At 56.8% G+C, this 20,167-nt stretch carries 19 protein-coding genes and 3 pseudogenes; 14 read left to right on the forward strand and 8 right to left on the reverse strand.

Translation table 11 applies throughout. The annotated features are described in order from the left end of the window. From NPS56_RS26245 to NPS56_RS26260, 4 genes are all read left to right on the forward strand, one after another. On the forward strand, window positions 1–534 hold a 534-nt coding region (locus NPS56_RS26245), incomplete at its 5' end, for an ABC transporter ATP-binding protein (protein WP_274077335.1). A 773-nt stretch (window positions 535–1,307) separates the two neighbouring features. Then, window positions 1,308–2,429: a Re/Si-specific NAD(P)(+) transhydrogenase subunit alpha gene (locus NPS56_RS26250; RefSeq protein ID WP_274077336.1), complete on the forward strand. Its 1,122-nt coding sequence runs from the start codon at window positions 1,308–1,310 to the stop codon at window positions 2,427–2,429. An 11-nt stretch (window positions 2,430–2,440) separates the two neighbouring features. Then, window positions 2,441–2,791 carry an NAD(P) transhydrogenase subunit alpha gene (locus tag NPS56_RS26255; RefSeq protein ID WP_274077337.1) on the forward strand — a complete coding sequence of 117 codons (351 nt, stop codon included), beginning with the start codon at window positions 2,441–2,443 and terminating at the stop codon, window positions 2,789–2,791. Beyond that, window positions 2,788–4,221 carry an NAD(P)(+) transhydrogenase (Re/Si-specific) subunit beta gene (locus tag NPS56_RS26260; protein WP_274077338.1) on the forward strand — a complete coding sequence of 478 codons (1,434 nt, stop codon included), beginning with the start codon at window positions 2,788–2,790 and terminating at the stop codon, window positions 4,219–4,221. The genes NPS56_RS26255 and NPS56_RS26260 overlap by 4 nt, the downstream gene beginning before the upstream one ends. A gap of 363 nt (window positions 4,222–4,584) precedes the next feature. Here NPS56_RS26260 and NPS56_RS26265 read toward each other — a convergent pair whose 3' ends face one another. Then, on the reverse strand, window positions 4,585–5,022 hold the full coding sequence (locus NPS56_RS26265; RefSeq protein WP_274077339.1) for an Lrp/AsnC family transcriptional regulator: 438 nt from the start codon (window positions 5,020–5,022) through the stop codon (window positions 4,585–4,587). A gap of 511 nt (window positions 5,023–5,533) precedes the next feature. On the opposite strand from NPS56_RS26265, the gene NPS56_RS26270 reads away from it, so the two are divergent. The 3 genes from NPS56_RS26270 (at window position 5,534) to NPS56_RS26280 (ending at window position 8,224) form a co-directional block, all read left to right on the forward strand. Beyond that, window positions 5,534–6,523 carry an aldo/keto reductase gene (locus NPS56_RS26270; RefSeq protein WP_274077340.1) on the forward strand — a complete coding sequence of 330 codons (990 nt, stop codon included), beginning with the start codon at window positions 5,534–5,536 and terminating at the stop codon, window positions 6,521–6,523. Window positions 6,524–7,153: 630 nt separating this feature from the next. Continuing rightward, window positions 7,154–7,627 (forward strand): ATP-dependent nuclease, encoded by a 474-nt coding sequence (locus NPS56_RS26275; RefSeq protein ID WP_274077341.1) that lies wholly within the window; start codon window positions 7,154–7,156, stop codon window positions 7,625–7,627. 246 nt (window positions 7,628–7,873) lie between these two features. Beyond that, window positions 7,874–8,224, forward strand: a complete 351-nt coding sequence (locus NPS56_RS26280; protein WP_425313649.1) for an AAA family ATPase — start codon at window positions 7,874–7,876, stop codon at window positions 8,222–8,224. Here the strand turns inward: NPS56_RS26280 and NPS56_RS31430 are convergent. The 6 genes and pseudogenes from NPS56_RS31430 to NPS56_RS26305 form a co-directional block, all read right to left on the reverse strand. Continuing rightward, window positions 8,212–8,271: pseudogene (locus NPS56_RS31430) on the reverse strand (hypothetical protein); the annotation flags it as partial. The gene NPS56_RS26280 and the pseudogene NPS56_RS31430 sit on opposite strands and share 13 nt — an antisense overlap. A 205-nt stretch (window positions 8,272–8,476) precedes the next feature. Further along, a complete protein-coding gene (locus NPS56_RS26285; protein WP_274077343.1) occupies window positions 8,477–9,436 on the reverse strand; it encodes a D-isomer specific 2-hydroxyacid dehydrogenase family protein in 960 nt (319 codons plus the stop codon). Beyond that, the gene (locus tag NPS56_RS26290; protein WP_274077344.1) at window positions 9,433–10,620 is read right to left on the reverse strand and encodes an acyl-CoA dehydrogenase family protein; all 1,188 of its coding nucleotides are present in this window, start codon (window positions 10,618–10,620) and stop codon (window positions 9,433–9,435) included. Before NPS56_RS26290 ends, NPS56_RS26285 begins: the two co-directional genes overlap by 4 nt. Window positions 10,621–10,656: 36 nt before the next feature. Beyond that, on the reverse strand, window positions 10,657–11,154 hold the full coding sequence (locus NPS56_RS26295) for an FAD-dependent oxidoreductase (RefSeq protein WP_274077345.1): 498 nt from the start codon (window positions 11,152–11,154) through the stop codon (window positions 10,657–10,659). A gap of 109 nt (window positions 11,155–11,263) precedes the next feature. Next, window positions 11,264–12,862, reverse strand: coding sequence for a rhodanese-related sulfurtransferase (locus tag NPS56_RS26300; protein ID WP_274077346.1), 1,599 nt, complete (start codon window positions 12,860–12,862; stop codon window positions 11,264–11,266). Between the two features lie 5 nt (window positions 12,863–12,867). After that, window positions 12,868–13,467, reverse strand: a complete 600-nt coding sequence (locus NPS56_RS26305) for a cysteine dioxygenase (RefSeq protein ID WP_274077347.1) — start codon at window positions 13,465–13,467, stop codon at window positions 12,868–12,870. A gap of 229 nt (window positions 13,468–13,696) precedes the next feature. Here NPS56_RS26305 and NPS56_RS26310 point away from each other — a divergent pair, with 229 nt between their 5' ends. Continuing rightward, window positions 13,697–14,602: a LysR family transcriptional regulator gene (locus NPS56_RS26310; RefSeq protein ID WP_274077348.1), complete on the forward strand. Its 906-nt coding sequence runs from the start codon at window positions 13,697–13,699 to the stop codon at window positions 14,600–14,602. Window positions 14,603–14,717: 115 nt separating this feature from the next. Then, a complete protein-coding gene (locus NPS56_RS26315) occupies window positions 14,718–15,512 on the forward strand; it encodes a class II aldolase/adducin family protein (protein ID WP_274077349.1) in 795 nt (264 codons plus the stop codon). 143 nt (window positions 15,513–15,655) lie between these two features. Here the strand turns inward: NPS56_RS26315 and NPS56_RS26320 are convergent, their stop codons facing one another. Beyond that, window positions 15,656–16,744 (reverse strand): LLM class flavin-dependent oxidoreductase, encoded by a 1,089-nt coding sequence (locus tag NPS56_RS26320; RefSeq protein WP_274077350.1) that lies wholly within the window; start codon window positions 16,742–16,744, stop codon window positions 15,656–15,658. Window positions 16,745–16,969: 225 nt separating this feature from the next. On the opposite strand from NPS56_RS26320, the pseudogene NPS56_RS31435 reads away from it, so the two are divergent. The 5 genes and pseudogenes from NPS56_RS31435 to NPS56_RS26340 all read left to right on the forward strand — a co-directional run. Continuing rightward, a pseudogene (locus tag NPS56_RS31435) lies at window positions 16,970–17,148 on the forward strand (ABC transporter permease); the annotation flags it as partial. After that, window positions 17,137–17,319, forward strand: a pseudogene (locus NPS56_RS31220) (sulfonate ABC transporter ATP-binding protein); the annotation flags it as partial. The pseudogenes NPS56_RS31435 and NPS56_RS31220, both read left to right, overlap by 12 nt. Before the next feature lie 795 nt (window positions 17,320–18,114). Beyond that, on the forward strand, window positions 18,115–18,360 hold the full coding sequence (locus NPS56_RS26330; RefSeq protein WP_274077351.1) for a hypothetical protein: 246 nt from the start codon (window positions 18,115–18,117) through the stop codon (window positions 18,358–18,360). A 55-nt stretch (window positions 18,361–18,415) separates the two neighbouring features. Further along, on the forward strand, window positions 18,416–19,387 hold the full coding sequence (locus NPS56_RS26335; protein WP_274077352.1) for an amino acid ABC transporter permease: 972 nt from the start codon (window positions 18,416–18,418) through the stop codon (window positions 19,385–19,387). Continuing rightward, window positions 19,380–20,165, forward strand: coding sequence for an amino acid ABC transporter ATP-binding protein (locus NPS56_RS26340; RefSeq protein ID WP_274077353.1), 786 nt, complete (start codon window positions 19,380–19,382; stop codon window positions 20,163–20,165). The genes NPS56_RS26335 and NPS56_RS26340 overlap by 8 nt, the downstream gene beginning before the upstream one ends. Window positions 20,166–20,167: the final 2 nt, after the last annotated feature.

The raw sequence follows: 20,167 nt of genomic DNA on the forward strand, positions 1-20,167 counted from the left end.
AGCATCCGCTACATGGGTGAGGAACTGGTCGGGCAGGATTCTTCGCACATCATGCGCAAGAGCATTGCCGTGGTCCCGGAAGGTCGTCGGGTGTTTGCCCGTCTGACCGTTGAAGAAAACCTCGCCATGGGCGGATTCTTCACCGACAAGGGCGATTATCAGGAACAGATTGACAAGGTTCTCGGACTTTTCCCGCGCCTGAAAGAGCGCTTCAGCCAGCGTGGCGGCACCATGTCCGGCGGCGAACAGCAAATGCTCGCCATCGGCCGCGCGCTGATGAGCAAGCCCAAGCTTTTGCTGCTCGACGAGCCTTCGCTGGGCCTGGCCCCGATCATCATCCAGCAGATCTTCGATATCATCGAACAGCTGCGCAAGGACGGTGTGACGGTGTTCCTAGTTGAACAGAACGCCAACCAGGCCCTGAAAATCGCTGACCGCGCCTACGTGCTGGAAAACGGCCGAGTGGTGATGACAGGCACCGGTGAAGCGCTGCTGACTGATCCGAAAGTGCGTGATGCGTACCTCGGCGGCTAAGCCTTGACGTTAAACAAAAAAAACGGCCTCCGCGGGCCGTTTTTTAAGTGAGGTTTCAAACGAAATTTAGTGACCAAACTCCTCCCTGAACCGGCCTCTGTTCGTAATGAAGCTATAATTCACCTATTTGTTGATTAAAAATTGCTTTTTTGACTTTTAATGACATTAATTCAAAAAAAAAAGAAAAAAATTCTTCTGCGGAGGGCGTATCTTAGGTTTTGGGAAGACACCCAGTTGCTGGTGGAATGGTCGCCAATAACCGTCGCGCACATTTCTAACAAACTCCTAAAATCGAGCATAGAAGCTGTGAACCGAGTGTATGAGTTGCCACGCCTGAACGTTCCAGATCCGTCGGTTCGCCAAGGTGCAAAAGCGACTTTTCCTACCGGTGCTTGACTAATGTCGACAGGATGCACCACCCGCTAGTTGACGTAGAGCATACCGACACAAAAAGCCGATGAAGGGCAGTGCCTTGAGTCCTCGGCGGCCGATGTGAAAGGGGAAGGTTTGTCTAACCGGAATCCCTTATTAGCAACCGTCCAAGGCAACTAATTTTGTGCGAGATGCAGTGTCACTTGGGAGTACCGGGTAGTCCGCTACTACCTTTGGTGAGTTGGCTGGCGCGTTTTTGGTACCAGAAACCTCTCATTAACTACACCAGCTACATATTGTCTCAGATGCAAGAGCTCGCTTTCCCTGAAAGTATTTATTGAAGGTCCGTAGGAAAAGTTGCGCCTCTTTTTTGGCGCCCAAATATCCATTGGAGATTTGACGTGCACATTGGTGTTCCTCTCGAAACCCAGACCGGTGAAACACGGGTTGCTGCAACTCCCGAAACCATCAAGAAGCTCATCGGCCAGGGTCACAAGGTCACTGTACAAAGCGGCGCCGGCGTCAATGCCAGCGTTGTCGACAGTGCCTATGTAGCCGCTGGAGCGGTCATTGGCAGCGCCAGTGAGGCGTTTGGTGCAGAGCTGATTTTGAAGGTAGTCGCCCCCAGCGACAGCGAGCTTGCGCTGATAAAGAGCGGCACCGTTGTGGTGGGGATGCTCAATCCGTTCAACAACGAAACCATCGCCAAGATGGCCGAGTGCGGCATTACTGCCTTTGCCCTGGAGGCTGCGCCTCGCACCTCCCGCGCCCAGAGCCTGGATGTGCTGTCTTCGCAAGCCAACATTGCCGGCTATAAAGCCGTGCTGCTGGCCGCTCATCACTATCCACGCTTCATGCCGATGCTGATGACCGCTGCGGGCACCGTGAAAGCGGCGCGCGTGCTGATTCTCGGTGCGGGCGTGGCCGGCTTGCAGGCGATTGCCACGGCTAAGCGTCTGGGTGCGGTTATCGAAGCGTCTGACGTGCGTCCTGCAGTAAAGGAGCAGATCGAATCCCTCGGCGCCAAGTTCGTCGACGTGCCTTACGAGACTGATGAAGAGCGTGAATGCGCCGTCGGTGTCGGCGGCTATGCGCGCCCTATGCCAGCGAGCTGGATGCAGCGCCAGGCCGTAGCCGTGCACGAACGCGCCAAGCAGGCGGACATCGTCATCACCACGGCACTGATTCCGGGTCGTAAGGCACCGACACTGCTCAGCGCAGAAACAGTAGCGCAGATGAAACCGGGTTCGGTGGTCATCGACCTGGCGGCTGCTCAAGGTGGTAACTGCCCGCTGACCGTAGCCGATCAGGTAGTCATCGAAAACGGCGTGACCATCGTTGGCCCGACCAACCTGGCAGCCGCGGTGGGCGCCGATGCCTCGGCACTGTATGCCCGCAACCTGCTGGACTTCATGAAACTGTTGTTCGATAAAGAAGGACAACTGGTGATCAACCTTGAAGACGATATCGTCGCCGCGTGCCTGATGTGCCGCGACGGCCAGATCGTGCGCAAGAACGGCTGAGGATAAAAACAATGGAAGACATGCTGATCTCTCACGGTATCTACAACCTGATCATCTTCGTGCTGGCTATCTATGTCGGCTACCACGTGGTCTGGAACGTGACACCTGCACTGCACACACCGCTGATGGCCGTCACCAACGCCATCTCCGCCATCGTCATCGTCGGCGCCATGCTTGCCGCCGCCCTCACCGTGACCCCGCTGGGCAAGACCATGGGCACCCTGGCCGTGGCCCTGGCCGCCGTCAACGTGTTTGGTGGCTTCCTGGTCACCCGGCGCATGCTGGAAATGTTCAAGAAGAAAGCGGCCAAAGCTCCCGTCGCCAAGGCCGAAGCAGTCAAGGCTGAGGTGCAGCAAGCATGAGCATGAATCTGGTTACTTCCCTGTATTTGATCGCCTCGGTCTGCTTCATCCAGGCGCTCAAGGGACTCTCGCACCCAACCACGTCGCGTCGCGGCAACCTGTTCGGCATGCTCGGCATGGGCCTGGCGATCCTCACCACGGTCGGCCTGATCTACAAGTTGGGTGCCGAATTGGCCCATGACGGGATCATCTACGTAATCGTCGGCCTGCTGATCGGTGGCACTGTCGGTACGATCATGGCCAAACGCGTTGAAATGACCAAGATGCCGGAACTGGTCGCCTTCATGCACAGCATGATCGGCCTGGCGGCGGTGTTCATCGCCGTGGCCGCGGTAGTCGAGCCACAGTCGCTGGGCATCGTCCAGAACCTCGGCGATGCGATTCCGGCCGGTAACCGCCTGGAGCTGTTCCTCGGCGCAGCCATCGGTGCAATCACCTTTTCCGGCTCGGTCATTGCGTTCGGCAAGCTGGCGGGCAAGTACAAGTTCCGCCTGTTCCAGGGCGCGCCGGTACAGTTCGGCGGTCAGCACAAGCTGAACCTGCTGCTGGGCATGGCCACACTGGCACTGGGCGTGACCTTCATGCTCACCGGCGACTACACCGCTTTCAGCGTGATGCTGGCGCTGGCCTTCGTGCTTGGCGTGCTGATCATCATCCCGATTGGCGGTGCCGACATGCCGGTCGTCGTGTCGATGCTCAACAGCTATTCCGGCTGGGCAGCGGCTGGTATCGGCTTCTCGCTGAACAACTCGATGCTGATCATTGCCGGCTCGCTGGTAGGTTCGTCCGGTGCGATCCTCTCGTACATCATGTGCAAGGCGATGAACCGCTCTTTCTTTAACGTACTGCTTGGCGGCTTCGGCAATACCGCCGACGCAGGTCCCGCAGGCGCCAAGGAAGCTCGTCCGGTGAAATCCGGTTCGGCTGACGACGCGACCTTCCTGCTGACCAACGCCGACACCGTGATCATCGTTCCGGGCTACGGCCTGGCGGTAGCACGGGCCCAGCATGCACTTAAGGAACTGACCGAGAAGCTGACCCATCGCGGCGTGACCGTGAAGTATGCGATCCACCCGGTTGCTGGCCGTATGCCTGGCCACATGAACGTACTGCTGGCCGAGGCCGAAGTGCCTTATGACCAGGTGTTCGAGATGGACGACATCAACTCCGAGTTCGGCCAGGCCGACGTGGTGCTGGTGCTGGGCGCCAACGACGTGGTCAACCCGGCCGCGAAGAACGATCCGAAATCGCCGATTGCCGGCATGCCGATCCTTGAAGCGTTCAAAGCCAAGACCATCATCGTCAACAAGCGCTCGATGGCCAGCGGCTATGCTGGTCTGGACAACGAACTGTTCTACCTGGACAAAACCATGATGGTATTCGGCGACGCTAAGAAAGTCATCGAAGACATGGTCAGAGCGGTGGAGTAGCGTTCCTTCGTTGATCACGATTGTTTGGTGGCGTACGGGTAAATTAGATGTTCACTAAATGAAGATTGAGATTTGTGAGCTTTATCTGGGAAGCTCAGGCTTTCATTCAGTTTAAAAGCACGGGCGCCCAGATGGTTATTGATGACCTGCAAAATGCCATGGCCAGCTTGTGCTTTTTCAATAGCACCGGAAGTTGGGAGAAGTGGTTTTTCAAGAGTGCGATACAGAAGCACGCCCTGAAAGCTGGTACAAGATTATTGCCTCATAAATGCATTAGTTGAACCCGTGCTAAGGCCTTCAGTGGTTACGGCTAATGCACCTTTGTCCCTTCAGATAACGCGCCATTGAAATTCAAACAGCGCTTCATGCCATCGGTGGAAACCGGCGCTTGATTAGAGTCTTCCTGATAATGGCAGTGTTGGTTTGTGCATGGGTATTGAGTCGGTCGAGTAAGGTCTCCAGCTGTTCCATTGTCCGTACATGTAGGCGCGCAATGAGGCAGTCATCGCTGGTGACCTTATCGCATTCTATGAATTCGGGAATCGCCTGGATTTGACGCTCCACTTCCTGTTGCTGGCCCGGTAAGGGACGGATGCGGACGATGGCCTGCAATTGGTAGCCAAAGCATTTGGGGTCGATCTCGACGGTATAGCCTTTGAGTACGCCACGTTCTTCAAGACGGCGTAAGCGCTCGGCAACACTTGGCGCGGAAAGTCCGATGATTTGCGACAGAGCTTTGAGTGAGCGCTGTGAGTCTTCCATTAACGCAGTGATCAACACGTTGTCAATATCATCAGTCATGGCAAAACCTTTAATAGTCAATTGGTTCAGTCCGCCTATTAGGAGGGCGGTTGCCGAGTCTAGCTTCTTTCGCTTCTCATTTTCGCATTTATTTCAAATATCTGTTGATTATTCAACAATGAGTTGATAATTTCCGACCTGTAACCTTTGACTCGTGCGGCGAAGTAGCAGCGCATAATTTGGTTAAGGTGCTGGATTGAGGTGCTCAGGCCCCACGTCGACGCCAATGAGAGCTTGGTGGGTGGGCAAAATTGCGCGTTCGGGCGGAGCTTAAATTTTTAAGGTTTTTTTGAGGGGCCCCCCGATTTTGGCATTCGAAGGTGCAAGACCATGGGCGAAGCATCGTGAGGTCAGATCAAATGACTTCTCTGATCATCCCTTGTTGATGGCAGGTTCTAGTATGTGTTTTGGGATCCTATCGTCAAACAAGCGATCCTTGAGGCCTGACTATTACGGATCTTTCTGATTTATGGTCGAGCTGCCGCTCGGCCCAACCCAGGAGTTAAAATAAATGGTACCTAGAAGAAAACTCGGGCAGCAAGGATTGGAAGTCTCTGCCATTGGTTTAGGTTGTATGGGTATGTCCTGCGAATATGGTTACGCTGACGAGTCAGAGTCCATTTCCACCATTCGCCACGCGATTGATATTGGCTGTAACTTTCTCGACACCGCTGAAGCTTATGGCCCCTACACAAATGAAGAGTTAATAGGTCGCGCAATTGTTGGGAGAAGGAAGGAAGTTATTTTAGCAACTAAGTTTGGATTTTCCATCGAAGATCCAAGCCGTGGGCCGACTGATAGCCGGCCGGAACATATCCGTCAAGTCGTTGAGGCAGCTCTTCGGAGACTTCAAACGGACTATATCGATGTTCTTTACCAGCACAGGGTCGATCCTGAAGTTCCAATTGAGGATGTTGCTGGTGCGGTAGGCGATCTTGTAAAGGCCGGAAAAGTCAAATATTTCGGTCTTTCTGAGGCGAATGCCGAAACTATTACTCGTGCACATAAGGTATTTCCTGTGTCGGTGTTACAAAGTGAATATTCTCTTTGGGAGCGAAACCTTGAAGTTGATGTCCTCCCTGTCGCTCGTTCCTTGGGTATCGGAATTGTCCCATTCAGCCCATTGGGTCGAGGTTTTCTCACCGGTACGGCAAAGCGGGCAGAAGAGTATCCGGAAGGTGATTTCCGAAGGACCAATGACCCTCGCCTGCAAGGCGTAAACTTTGATGAAAATATGCGAGCAGCGTTGAAAATCAAAGAGTTCGCCTCTGATCGAGGAGTGCTTCCTGGTCAGATCGCTCTGGCTTGGCTGTTGCACATTGGCCAAGACATCGTACCAATTCCTGGAACGAAACGACGATTGTACCTTGAGCAGAATGCAGCAGCGGCGTCGATAGCCCTTTCGAAATCGGAAATGGAGATGCTGGATGCGGTTATTCCGGTAGGAAAAACTGCGGGTAATCGATACAACGAAGGCAATCTGGAGTTAGTTGGTCGGTAATACTTAGAAAATGTCTCTGTCAGAAAATGACATAGAAAAGCCGACGCTGCCATCAAGTCTTTCGCGTAGTCACTTGGTTTAGGCGGCGTCGGCACTTCATGTTCTCAAATGCAGCAGGTATTGAACAAATCCTTGCGCACGCACTAAACTTTAGAGCGTTTAAGATCGAACGATTAAAAATTTCGTTCAATATATTTTTTTTTTAAAATTACATCTGGCTTTGCCTGTCTTGATTGAGCAGCCGGCAAAACCCACTGAGCCAAACCGCCCGAGATTTTATCGACTGGTTGCGGAGCTTGATTGCGAGTTAAATCACACCCTTCATGCCGGATGTGCTTTCAAACTGGAGCGCCTCACGGGCTTCGTGTGCAAAAAATGGGGCGATTCAGACATTAATTATTAATAGGGCGCGAGCTCGCGCTCAACACACCTCGCCGAACGTTCCAGCATACGGGTTTACGGTGGGGGAGGGCTGGATACATCTTGCAGAGCGTTTACCCACGTTTCCAAGATGCATCTATGATGAGCGGGGCGAACGGCCTTTCCTGGCTGTGCTTAGGGGAGTCAGTGGGGCGCGGCATCGGTATCTAGCGCCACTTTGACAGATGAGGTGCAAGGAGGCGCTGCTCGGTGAAGATTAGAAAACTGAAGATCAAGAATTTTCGAGGGGTTAGAAAACTAGAGTGGAGCCTTCCGAAAGCTCGCATTTTCTGCCCCATTGGGAAAGGCGATTCGTCCAAGTCAACGATACTGGATGCGATCCGTTATGCGTTCCACCCCCAATGGAACCTCACGCTCAGTGACTCTGACTTCTACCAGTGCAAGATTGATGACTCCATCTCTATCGAAGTAACCATTGGCGACCTTGTCGACGACTTCTGCTCGCTCAACAAATATGGGTACTATCTTCGAGGCTGGGACAGAGACGCGCTCGAGCTCACGGACGAGCCGGATGACCATCTGGAAAATGTACTGACCATACGATTCACGGTGGAGAAGGATTTGGAGCCGAAGTGGGTCGTGGTCTGTGACCGAAGTCCTGAAGGTATTCCGTTCGAGCAAGCTGACCGAAACACCGTGAGCGTGGGCTTGATTGTCGCGTAAAGTGAGAAGCAGCTTTCGTGGGCCACGGGGACTGCTCTGGCAAAGCTGACAACAGCACAAAGCCTGAATGAGCTGTTAGCAGACGCTTCGAGAACGGCTAGATCGTCGTTGGATGTTGACCGGTCTGCCACCCTGAAGAATTTCGACGTTGCGGCGTTGAAGTCGCAGAAAATCGCCAAGCTCCTAGGGGAGCCCGTGGTCGGCGCCTATAAGGCGCACCTCGATCTGAGCTCGATAAATCTGAAGGTGGGTGGGCTTGTCCTGCATGATGGTGAAATGCCGTTGCGTCAGCTGGGCTTTGGATCAAAGCGCATGCTTCTGTGCGGTATCCAGAAAGTGGGTCTGGAGGAAGGCCATATCACCTTGTTCGACGAAGTGGAATTTGGCCTGGAGCTAACCCGGCTAATCAAGCACATCAGGGAAGATAAGCGCGGACAGTATTTCCTTACGACTCACTCGCCCGTAGTGCTGCGCGAACTCATGATCGAAGAACTCTACGTCGTGCACACCAGAGACGGCTTTGCGGGTGACGTAGCGTTGATTCCGTGGCTGATGGCGACGCTGGAAACCGATGCTCCGGGCTGCAAGCATCCCTGAACGACCTGGGCCTTGAATGGTTTCGGATAAGAGCTTCGTTGGCGCATGGAATTCCTCGCGATAAGGGTGATCGCGTCCGCTTAAAAATACGCGGACACCATCGCCCTTAGAGCGAGAGTCCGGAAGGTGAGATCGCCGAACGCTTACTTTCTATCTGGGTAGATCCGGGAGAATTGCGTTGGTTTGCAGAACGACATCGCGAGCGAGTCGAATCGTCGCACCGTTGGCTCCTACATTTATAATTGTTTGTGCTTAATACCCTCGCTGTACGTTCGCCAAATTCTCTGGTGCCAGGCCAGTAAGGAAGCGCTCAAGGTTGGCCAGGAAGATGTCGGCGATCTCATGACGGCTGTTGGTGGAATCCCCCGAGGTATGGGGCGATAAGCGAACCCTTGGGTGGGAATATAGGGGATGTCCGTCGGGCAACGGTTCGGGCTCGGTGACGTCCAGCGAGGCCAGGCCGATGGAGCCGCTGTCTAGCGCTTCCAGCAACGCGCCATGGTCAAGCAAGCCACCCCGGCCAATGTTGATCAGGTGCAGGCCGGGCTTGGCGCTGGAGAGCACCGCGCTGTTGACGATATGCCGGGTCTCGGCGGTCAGTGGCGCGGCCAGCACTAGGTGATCAACGCGGGCAAACAGGTCATGGATGTCCTGAGCGGCTTCGACGCCTTCGACCTCGAACGGCGTTTGACTCTGACGCAACGCCAGCACGTTGATGCCCAGTGCCTGGGCTTTGGTCGCGAGGCTGCAGCCAATTGCGCCGAACCCGAGAATCCCCAGCGTGGAGCTCTTGAGCGGTGTCAGCGCGGTGAAATTCCACTGGGAGTCATGCACCCAAATGTCCGGCAGGTGCTTGGCGGCGGCGAAGATCGCGGCCAGGGCAAACTCGGCGACGTTATCGGCGGCACTGCCGCGCGCGGTGCTCACCGGTGGGCCGTTGAACAGCCATTTCGGGTAGAAATCGATACCGGAAGACACCACCTGAATCCACTTCAAGCTATAGGGCCAGCCAGGCGGCGCGGTGTCCGGCGCGAGATAGCCGCGCACATTGATTGGACGTACCAGCAGAATACTCACCTCTGTCGGCAGGTCGCTGGGGACACCGGCTGGCACGTCGAGTATCTCGGCCCCGGGGTGGGTTAGCGCGAGGCGCTGGCGGATGACTTCGTTGAAATCTGTATCTAGTTGGCTGGCGATAACGAGTTGGCTCATGGGCGTTCCTTTTGTTGGCGCAGGGTAAAGACGGCTTTGCCGACGCCTTGCAGCACGGCATCGTTCTGGGGGGTGTGGACGCGACTGCACAACACATCGCGGTAATGCCGTTGCAGGGGGTTGTGACGGGACAAGCCGGGATTGCCTGACGCCTCGATGGCCAACTCGACAGCGCGAATCGCGTTGCCGGTCACCAGGTATTTCAATTGCGCTGCGTGGCTCGCCGATGTGTGACCTTCGGCGGCGGCGTCAAGCAGGCTGCGGTTGGCGAACAGCAAAGTCTCGATGTGGCCAACGGTTTCCTGAAAGCGCGGCAGGGTCGACAGCGGCGCGCCAAGATTGGACGGCTTGCGTTGTTCCAGCCACTCGACGAACCAGTCGCGCGCCGCTTGAGCGACGCCGTCGTAGACCGACGACAGCAACACCGACATCCACAGGAACCCGTCGCCATCCATTTCCGGTTGCGGTGCGCTCCAGGGGCTGACGTTGACGGCGTGATCCAGCGGCACCAGCACGTTGTCGAACACCACTTCATGGCTGCAGGTGGCGCGCATGCCCAGATGGTCCCACTCTTCAATGATACTGATGCCAGGAGTGTCCTTGTGTACCAGCCAGGCACCGATAAGCGGATCTTCATCATTGCTGCGAGCCCAGACGCTGAACCAGGTTAGGCCATGGCTGCCGGTGGAGTAGATTTTCCGGCCGCTGATACGCCAACCTGCCGACGTTCGCCTGGCAATGGTCGCCGGCAATCCCCCTCGGGCCGGGGTGCCTAGGTCGGGTTCGACGCGCAATGCGTTGATCAATGCGCCTCGCTCAACGGCGTCCTGAGCCACTTGCAGGCGCAGCGCTTCGGGCCAGTTTTTACTGTCCTGTAAACGCGCATGCTGAATATATTGCATCACCAGGATCAGCGCAGTTGAAGGCTCGCCCTTGGCAATCGCGCTGATGGCCTGGCGCGCCTGCAGCAAGGTTGCACCGCCACCGCCAAGGACTTTGGGTACGGTCAGCGCGACCAGCCCATGTGCTTGCAACAACTTGAAGTTGTTATGGGGGAAGGCGCCGCTTTCGTCGTACAGGTGTGCCGTAGCGCCCAGTTCCTGGCTGATGCTGTCCAGCAGCAACTCGAATTTGGCCACGTCGACCGATCGCACGTGCGAGGCCGATTGAGAAGAAAGACTCATGGTGAAATCACTCGATCAAAAAGGTTGGAAGGCGGCTCATGACGGCAGCAACCGGAAATTTTTGTCCCACAGCGGATTTACGTCGAACCGTTCGCACAAGACGCCGGCGTCGACGAACAGGTCGGCGACTTCCTGGTGCGAGGCTATGGCCAGGTTGTTCACCTCGATGATTCTCAATGGATGGCTGCGGCTGTTGTATATGTCGAGAAACATCGCTTTGTGGACCCCCAGCAGCTGCGCCGTCTTGGGAGCCCAGGGCTCTGGGTTGTTGTTGATCCACTCCAGCGTGCGTGCCTGACGCGGCAGGTAATCCTGGAAGGCCTGGGCGCGTAGCGGGTCCTCCAGAGCGGCATGTCGTGCGGCAATCAAATAGTTGCCCGACAGATAACCCAGCGCGGTTTTCAGCACTCGGGCGCCTTCACGGGCCGCGCTCACAGCCGCCCATGTGCCGGCCAGCCCGCCGCCGATGACCAATACATCGGTGACCAGATCTAAGGTTGATTGGGCGGCGGTGTGTGCCGAGGTGATCGTCATTGGATGCAGGCTCCAGGCGGGTCTTGCTACGTTTGTCACCTCCGCCTGGAGAAAGGGGTCGATGAGGAACGTTGCCCCGCGCCGGTCTAGGCGTAGGCTAATGGGTGGCTCAGATCACGAAAAAACCATGGGTGCCGTCGCGGGCCAGTTGGTCCACTAGCCCGAACTCCCAGTCCAGGTAAGCCTGCATGGCTTCACGCGGGTTATCGGTGCCCTCGTAAGGACGGCGATAGCGGTCGATGCGCGGCGACGCAAGGTGACTTTCGCCTTGTTCCAGCGGCAGTTGCGCGGCGATCCAGGTGGCGGTGCCGCCCTTGAGCAGGAACACCGGTTTGCCGGTCAGGCTCTCGACTTCGGCAACCGCCAGCCGCGCCAACTGGCTGCTGCCACACGTCAGCACATAGCGTTGTGCGGTGGGCACACTGGCTAATGCTTCGCGTAGCTGACCCCGTAACACCCACCAGGCTCCGGGAACATGGCGTTTGACGTAGTTGGCGCTGCTGGTGAAATCCAGTACCCGCGTATCGCCATGGGCCAGCCATTGGGCGAGGGTCTCGTGGCTGATTTCCTCGGCCTGTTGCGGTGCGGGGACCGGCGCGTGCCACGCGCCGTGTTCGCTGAAGTGCTCAGGCTGTAGGTCATCCAGCACGTGCACCTCCCAGCCCAGTTGCGCCAGCCATGAGGCTGACATGTTGGCGCGCACGCCATCGTCGTCGGCCAACACCAGGCGCGCGCCACGCACACTGGCGAAATGATCGGTTTCCTGCACCAGTTGACCGCCAGGCGTCGAGCGGGCGGAGGGCAGGTGACCGGCTTCAAACTCTTCTGGCGTGCGCACATCGAACAGGTAAGTGCTGCGGGTCGGTTCCTGTTGCCAGCGTTGCAAGTCTGCCAGGCTTGCGCGACCGACCAGGGCCTTGTCGGCAACGCGACGAGCATCTTGGGCGGCACTGTGTCGATGTTCTTCGCTGGTCGGCGCGAACCGGCGCGACTGGCCGTGTTGCAGTGTCTGGCCGGCCAGGGTCCAGCCAATTGTGCCGTTGCGCAGCGCTGAAACCGGGTTGGCGATGCCGGCGTTGATCAACGACTGGGCTCCGATGATACTGCGGGTGCGACCGGCGCAGTTGACGATAATCCGTGTGGCCGGGTCGGGTGCCAGTTCCCGGGCACGCAGTACCAGTTCCGCCCCGGGCACGCTGATGCCGGTGGGAATGCTCATGGTCTGGTATTCATCGAAACGCCGTGCATCGAGCACCACCACATCGGCGTTGCTGTCGAGCAGCGCCTGGACTTCTTCGGCGGCCAGGGACGGTGTGTGGCGCCGGCTTTCCACCAGTTCACCAAAAGCCTTGCTCGGCACATTGACGTCGATGAACAGCTCGCCACCGGCGTTGCGCCAACCGTCCAGCCCTCCTTCCAGCAGGCTGACATTGAGGTACCCCAGGTCCAGCAGACGCTGGGCGGCGGTGCCGGCAAAACCTTCACCGTTGTCATAGACCGTCACCGGCGCGTCGAGCCTCGGAATCCGCGAATACACTTCAAGCTCAAGTTTGGACAGGGGAATATTGGCCGCGAACAGAGGGTGCGACTCTGCGAAGGGCGCTTCTTCACGCACATCCACTAACGCCAGTTCTTCTTTGTTCAGCAGTGCCTTGCGAATGTCGGCGAAGGATCGGTTCAGTACACGTTTGTCAGGCGTTGGGCTCATAGGGTTTAGCTCTCTTTGGACAGATCCCAGATGTTGGGTAGAAAGGTGTTGGAGTAACCGGAAATGAACAGTTTTTCGCTGCCGTCGGGTTGGTACACCGCGCGCCGCACGGCACCGATGTTGGCGCCGTACACATGAATGCTGATGGAGACCTGGTCGTCGAAGGCATTGCTGACTTGATGAATGTCACCCACCTTGGGCGACACGGCTTCGACCTGGCCGGGCAGCAGATGAACGCGTTTGCCATCGGCGATCAGGCTGCTGTCGGTATGGCGTTCGAAACCTTGCGAATATTCTGCGCCGCGCAACATGCCGATGAGCCCCCAAACTCGATGATCATGAATGGGCGTGCTTTGCCCCGGCCCCCAGACAAAACTGACGATGCTGAAACGCTGCCGGGAGTCGGCGTGCAGCAAAAACTGTTGATAGCGCTCCGGGTCTGCCTGGGCGAATTCTTCCGGCAACCAGTCGTCATGACTGACCAGTTGCGACAGCAGCTTGCCACCCCGATGCAAAAGGTCGCCCTCACGAGGGTTGCTGTCGATCAATTCCGCCAAGGCGCCTATGAACGCTCTGAGTCTCTCTGGGTGTCGGACCTGGGTCATGGCGATTCCATTGTTCGTGTTGAAAAGTAGATGCCATAATTTAAGCATAATGATTATGGTTAATATGCTATTTTTTAATAATTAGCATATAGCTGAATGGAATTTAAAACATTAAATCTAGCTTCTGACGTTATCAATGTTCCACTTCAGCGCATCGGGCTATCCAGATCCCAACAATAGAACTATGCTTTTCAAACATCTTATTGACTGTTCTCTATGTGCGGGCCAAATGAAAATTGATGATATCGATGCCTTCGTCGAGGTGATTCGTTGCCAGTCCATCAGCCATGCCGCCGAGTCGCTACAGCTGACTCAGCCGGCCATCACGCGGCGCGTGCAGAACTTCGAGCAGGCACTGGGCGTGGAGCTGTTCGATCGCAATACCAAGCCGTTGCGGCCGACACTGATCGGTACGCGAGTGTATGAACAGTGCCGTTTGATCCTGCGGGAAATGGACGCGCTGCGCGAGCTGGTTGCCACGGATGCGCCGCCTACGGGCTTGCTGCGATTGGGCGTGCCACAAACCATCGGCGATGTGGTGCTGCTCGACGCACTCAAGCATCTGCGCGTCGAATACCCTGACCTGCGAGCCCAGGTTGTCACGGGGTGGGGCAGTCAATTGGTCGGCAAGATCGAGCGCGGTGAGCTGGACGCTGCAGCTGCACTGTTCCCGGCCGGCAAGATTTTCCCGGACAATATTGTCGGTGAGTCGATCGGCAAAATGGAGCTGGTGGTGGTGTGCGCCAAGTCTCAATTGCCCAAGCGCCCGTGCAAACTGGCCGACGTTTACCAGAGTGGCTGGGTTCTCAACCCTGATGGCTGCGGTTTCCGCGCCGGGTTGCAACGTACCCTGTCAGACCAGGGGCTGGCCTTGAGGGTCAACCTGGAAACCTTCGGCACCGAATTGCAGTTGGGGCTCGTCGCCGACGGTCTTGGATTGGGGCTGGTCCCGCGTCCTTTGCTGGAGCGCAGCGCGCATTTCGATCAACTGGCCGCCATGCCGCTCAAGGATTTCAAACCGGTGATGGACCTGTGGCTGATCTACCCGCATTTCCTCGGCAACCTGCAAGGCCCGGTCGACACTTTTGGCAAACTGGTCGCGGGCTCGCTGCAGAAGATCAAGCGCGCAGCGTGACGAAAATATCATAAAAATAAATGATAATTAGCTTAGATTAAAATGTGCTTTTTATTATTATTTGGCTTCCCATAGGCTTGCTGGAGATCCTTAAGGCCATCCAGGAAGTTTTGCCATGAGCAGTGTCAGTCCGTTATCGAGCCTCTCGAAAAATGTTCGTCAGCGTGTCACCCCGGAAGAATGGGAGGTGCGTATAAAACTGGCCGCCGCCTATCGGTTGGCGGCGCTGTTCAAATGGACAGACCACATCTACACGCATTTTTCCGCCCGGGTGCCAGGCCCCGACGAGCACTTCCTGATCAATGCCTACGGGCTGTTGTTCGACGAGATCTCCGCCTCCAATCTGGTCAAGGTCGACATCGACGGCACGATCGTCGATGACCCTACCGGCCTGGGCATTAACTACGCCGGTTATGTGATCCACAGCGCCATTCACGGCGTGCGCCCGGATCTGCAAGCAGTCCTGCACACCCACACTCGTGACGGTATCGCCGTGTCCGCCCAGCGTGACGGGTTATTGCCGATCTCGCAGCATTCCATTGGTTTTTCCGGGCGCGTGGCTTATCACGGTTACGAAGGTGTGGCGCTGGACCTCGACGAGCGCGAGCGCCTAGTGGCCGACTTGGGGGACAAAAGTGTGTTGATCCTGCGCAATCATGGGTTGCTGACCGCAGGTGTCAGTGTCGAGCATGCGTTCCAGCAGCTGCACGGTCTGGAGCGCGCCTGCAACATCCAGATCGCGGCACAGGCTGGCGGTAACGCTGAGTTGATTTTCCCGCCGGCGGAGGTCGTGGCCAAGGTCGAGAAGCAGGCTGAAGTGTTTAAAAGCGGTGATGGACCAGGTGTTGCGCGTCATTGGGATGCGCTGATCCGTCAGTTGGAACGGACGGATACGGCTTATAAAGAGTAATTGGCGGTAAAGATCAAAAGATCGCAGTCTGCGGCAGCTCCTACAGGTCCTGGAAACAAGCGCGAATCAAGGGGTGTATCCATTGCCGGCTAGGAGCTGCCGCAGACTGCGATCTTTTGAGGCCCTCAGATTTATTGAGAGGATCAGGCGACTTTTTCCGCCGCCTGGCGTTCACGTTGTGCCACCAATTGGCGGGTCAGGGGGATCAAGCGTTTGCCGTAGTCGATGGCATCGTTAAGCGGGTCAAAGCCTCGAATCAGGAACGTGGTGATGCCCAGGTCGTAATAATCAAGCAAGGCTTCGGCGACTTGTTCCGGGGTGCCGACCAGTGAGGTCGAGTTGCCTTGAGCACCAAGCAGGCCGGCAATCCCGGTCCACAGACGTTTGTCCAGGCGCGAACCTTGCTCCGCGGCTGCCAGCAGGCGCCGGGAGCCTTCATTGGGAGGTTCGCGACGGACAAAACCATTCTTCTCTGCCAGTGCAGTCGCCTGTTGCAGGATGTGCTCGGCGCGTTCCCATGCCAGTGCTTCGGTGTCCGCCAGTATAGGGCGCAACGACAGGCTGAAACGAATGCTGCGACCATGCTTGGCCGCTTCGGCGCGCACCTGATTCACCACTTCACGCACTTGTTCGTAGGTCTCACCCCACAGCGCATAGACATCGGCATGCTTGCCCGCGACCTCGATGGCCACTGCGGACGAGCCGCCAAAATAAAGTGGGATGTGCGGCTGCTGTGGTGACTTCACGGCCGAGTGCGCGCCTTCAAACTGGTAATACTTGCCCTGATAGTCGAAAGGTTTTTCGCTGGTCCATTCCTGGCGCAATACGTCCAGGTATTCATCGGTGCGGGCGTAGCGCTCGTCCTTGCCGATGTAGCTGCCGTCGGCACGCAGTTCACGGTCATCGCCACCGGTAATGATGTGCACTGCAGTGCGCCCGCCATTGAACACGTCGAGGGTGTTGAACTGGCGTGCAGCGAGCGTTGGCGCAGCAAAGCCTGGTCGATGGGCAATCAGGAACTGCAATTTTTTCGTCACGCTGGCTGCATGCGAGGCAATCAGCGTGCTGTCCGGGCTGTCCGAGTGGAAGGCCACGAGGGCGCGGTCGAAGCCGGCTTCTTCATGGGCGCGGGCGACTGTCTCTACATAGTCGGGTTGTAGGGTAGGGCCGCTGCGAGGGTGAATTTCCGAAGCGTGGTGGCCGCCGATGTAGCCGATGAATTCAATACTCATGAGGAGTTCCTTGTCGTTGTGCAGGTGTAATGAAAGCCTCCTCCTGGCGTGGGGTCGGACGTGGTGTGGAAAGTAGGCGCTCGAGTCAGTCGTGTGAAATGCCGTTTTGTTCTAAGTTAATTATTAAATTAATGAATCATAAAAAATTGGTGATATCAGCAATATGCATTTTAAGCCTGGTCTTTGTTTCAGACGCCGGCGGCGTAAGGGCAGGGCCTATTTATCTTCGTTGGCTTGCGTTATTCCCTGGGGATTTCTGGCTGGCGCTAGTGTTTATCGTGCAAATCAACACCACAGCCGGCATCGGGTATCTGGCCATCGACGTACGAGACTTCATGCGCACCGATGGGATCGTGATCTGCCTGCTTATGTACAGCGTCCTCGGCTTATTGATCGATAGCATCGACAGCGAACAGTTGCTGGTGTCCAAGGAACGCGCTGCGGTTTTTCCGGAACCCTGACTGATGCCATGGAAGCGCGCCTGGAAAAACGTGATTCTCGGTTTGCGCATTTCTGATGCCAAGGCGAGCGCGATACAGGCCTTGACCGAAGTAGGGTTGGCCCACCGAAGGAACAGACGGGTTTTTTGAATGGGCGCGCAAAAAATCACCCGTGTGAATAATGCTGCGCGTACGCTCGCAGGGCATGCCCATGCCCATGCCCATGCCCATGCCCATCTCCATCACATCTTCATACACCACGGGTGTTGCTAATTTACACCAACCCGAAGACGCCCCTAGGGCTGACCTGTTAGGTGCTATAGCCGTCTTCTGCTGAATCTCAGGGCGATGGTGCGCACTTCCAAATGAAACCGATGGTGCAATTCTTGGCGTCAAGATTTAAAGAGTAGCAAGTCCAAGTGGCCATGCACACGAAGACTATCGGAGGAGGGGTGCGGCAACCTGAGCGAAATTTTTGAAGTGGGCAATCTACCGGTCACAGGTTTCGTGGGGCCTTGAAGCAAATATGGCCCCGCGCCCCAAGAATAATAGAATTTACTAATGACTATAATATTATTTATATGAATAAAATATCAAAGTAATAATGATAAAAAAGAATATTAGCTTATGGCAAAAAGGCATTATATTTTTGTTATTGATTCCTTTAAGTTTGGCTACAACAACCTACCCCTACCTCGGATGGTACCCGTCGTGATCAGAATTCTGCCGCCTGCCAGGACAATCAATCCCTGGCACGCGCTACAGAAACGTAGGAAGGGAGTTCAGCTTATGTTGCCTATTCAACTGCTTAGCCCGATCGCCAACGGGCACTGCTCCGCCCCCTCGCCGGCCTCTCTCCTCACACGTGGTCCAGACTGCTGATACACCCTTGGAAATTGCGCGCACCGCGCTGTCGCGACGACAGCGCGAATGCCCGACTTCACGATTTTGTTTCGTGGCTGCGATGCCAGCCACTGTTGGAGTGGATATGAAGCAAGTTTCACAACGTGCCTTGGCATCGAGCCCCTGCTGGCGTTGGACATGCTGTCAGGCACAGTTGAGGCGCAGGAAGAAACAAAGGACGCCGAGCAGCACCATGGTCAGCAGCTACGGCGCCTATTCGCGCTGCGGTTTGCCGGCGGGTACCACTACAACCGGTTGACCCACGTCTACTAAGGCCAGCACTTGCTAGCACCTGAAAAAGCACCGCATAGCGTGCGAGGAATAGAACATGCCCATTGTCGCCAAACCCTACGACCTGATTAATGAGATTTCGGATTACCCTGTACCCCAGAGCCGCGTATCAACCCCGATCAAGGCTCTGCAAGTGGTGCCGGCCCGGCACCCCTGGCGCTGGGCGGGGTCGATCTTCGCTGCGCTGGTGCTGTTGGCCATCGTGTACTCCCTGGCCACCAACCCGCGCTGGGAATGGGACGTCTTCGGGCAATGGTTCTTCTCGCCGTCGGTGTTGCGCGGCCTAGGCCAGACGCTGTTGCTGACTTTGCTCAGCACGGTGTTCAGCATCATTTTCGGCACAGCGCTGGCCCTGGCGCGGCTGTCGGGATCGCCGTTGTTGGCGGGCCTGGCCTGGGGCTATATCTGGTTTTTCCGTTCGATGCCGGCACTGCTGGTGCTGATCATCCTCTACAACTTTGCCTACCTGTACGACCACATCGTCCTAGGTGTGCCGTTCACCGACCTGGTCTTCGCCGAATGGTCGACGGTGGATGTGCTCAGTCAATTTACCGTGGCGGTGCTGGGCTTGAGCCTGATGCAGGCGGCCTACGCGGCGGAGATCATTCGCGGCGGGTTGATTGGGGTCGACGCCGGCCAGCATGAAGCGGCTGCCGCCTTGGGCCTGCCGGCGACGCGACGGGTGTTCCGTATCATCCTGCCCCAGGCGCTACGTTCGATCCTGCCTTCGGGTTTCAACGAAATCATCGGCCTGGTCAAGGGCACGTCCATCGTTTACGTGCTGGCCTTGCCGGAGCTGTTCTACACCGTGCAGGTCATCTACAACCGCACCCAGGCGGTGATCCCGTTGCTGATCGTTGCGACGGTCTGGTACCTGATCATCACCACCTTGCTCACCAGCGCCCAGTACTACGTCGAACGCCACTTTGCGCGGGGCACCGCGAGAGTGTTGCCGCCGACGCCGTTGCAGCGCGTGCGCCGCTGGCTCAAGGAGAAGTCCCATGAGTGAAGTCGCTTCCGCCTTGCGCGCCGGGCGCATCCAGATCCAGGGTCTGGGCAAGCGCTTTGGCAACCAGCAGGTGCTCAAGGACATCGACCTGACCATTGAACCGGGCAAGGTCACGGTAATCCTCGGGCCGTCCGGCTCGGGCAAATCCACGCTGCTGCGCACCATCAACCACCTGGAAAAAATCGACAGCGGGCACATCACCATCGACGGTGAATACGTCGGCTATCGACGCAAAGGCGACCTGCTCTATGAGCTCAAGGAGCGCGAGATTCTCAAGCGTCGCATCGACGTCGGTTTCGTGTTCCAGAACTTCAATTTGTTCCCGCACCTCACCGCCTGGGAAAACATCGCCGAAGCTCCTCTGGCCCACAAACGCTGGAGCAAGGCTCAGGCACAAGCCAACGCCAGTGAGCTGCTGGCCAAGGTCGGCCTCGCGGACAAGGTCGATGCCTACCCGCGCCAGCTGTCCGGTGGCCAGCAACAGCGGGTTGCCATCGCCCGCGCTCTGGCGCTGGACCCCAAAGTCCTGCTGTTCGATGAACCCACCTCAGCCCTTGACCCGGAACTGGTCGGCGAGGTGCTCGACGTGATCAAGGGCCTGACACAGTTGGGCGTAACCCTGGTGATCGTCACCCACGAAATCGGTTTTGCCCGCGAAGTGGCCGACCACGTGGTGTTTCTCTGCGACGGCCAATTGATCGAGGAAGGGCCGCCCGAACAGATTTTCCGTCAACCCCGACATCCCCGCACCGTGGCCTTTCTCGGCAAGGTGCTGTGAGT

It is taken from the genome of Pseudomonas putida, from assembly GCF_028682635.1.
GTDB classification, from domain to species: Bacteria; Pseudomonadota; Gammaproteobacteria; order Pseudomonadales; family Pseudomonadaceae; genus Aquipseudomonas; species Aquipseudomonas putida_AE.

Excerpts from the sequence above, each read along its gene's own strand:
- NPS56_RS26335 (WP_274077352.1), top strand. The coding sequence starts at position 18,416 with ATGCCCATTGTCGCCAAACCCTACGACCTGATTAATGAGATTTCGGAT.
- NPS56_RS26255 (WP_274077337.1), top strand. The coding sequence starts at position 2,441 with ATGGAAGACATGCTGATCTCTCACGGTATCTACAACCTGATCATCTTC.
- NPS56_RS26265 (WP_274077339.1), bottom strand. The coding sequence starts at position 5,022 with ATGACTGATGATATTGACAACGTGTTGATCACTGCGTTAATGGAAGAC.
- NPS56_RS26285 (WP_274077343.1), bottom strand. The coding sequence starts at position 9,436 with ATGAGCCAACTCGTTATCGCCAGCCAACTAGATACAGATTTCAACGAA.
- NPS56_RS26270 (WP_274077340.1), top strand. The coding sequence starts at position 5,534 with ATGGTACCTAGAAGAAAACTCGGGCAGCAAGGATTGGAAGTCTCTGCC.
- NPS56_RS26330 (WP_274077351.1), top strand. The coding sequence starts at position 18,115 with ATGCCCGACTTCACGATTTTGTTTCGTGGCTGCGATGCCAGCCACTGT.
- NPS56_RS26300 (WP_274077346.1), bottom strand. The coding sequence starts at position 12,862 with ATGAGCCCAACGCCTGACAAACGTGTACTGAACCGATCCTTCGCCGAC.
- NPS56_RS26260 (WP_274077338.1), top strand. The coding sequence starts at position 2,788 with ATGAGCATGAATCTGGTTACTTCCCTGTATTTGATCGCCTCGGTCTGC.
- NPS56_RS26290 (WP_274077344.1), bottom strand. The coding sequence starts at position 10,620 with ATGAGTCTTTCTTCTCAATCGGCCTCGCACGTGCGATCGGTCGACGTG.
- NPS56_RS26320 (WP_274077350.1), bottom strand. The coding sequence starts at position 16,744 with ATGAGTATTGAATTCATCGGCTACATCGGCGGCCACCACGCTTCGGAA.
- NPS56_RS26310 (WP_274077348.1), top strand. The coding sequence starts at position 13,697 with ATGAAAATTGATGATATCGATGCCTTCGTCGAGGTGATTCGTTGCCAG.
- NPS56_RS26315 (WP_274077349.1), top strand. The coding sequence starts at position 14,718 with ATGAGCAGTGTCAGTCCGTTATCGAGCCTCTCGAAAAATGTTCGTCAG.
- NPS56_RS26295 (WP_274077345.1), bottom strand. The coding sequence starts at position 11,154 with ATGACGATCACCTCGGCACACACCGCCGCCCAATCAACCTTAGATCTG.
- NPS56_RS26340 (WP_274077353.1), top strand. The coding sequence starts at position 19,380 with ATGAGTGAAGTCGCTTCCGCCTTGCGCGCCGGGCGCATCCAGATCCAG.
- NPS56_RS26305 (WP_274077347.1), bottom strand. The coding sequence starts at position 13,467 with ATGACCCAGGTCCGACACCCAGAGAGACTCAGAGCGTTCATAGGCGCC.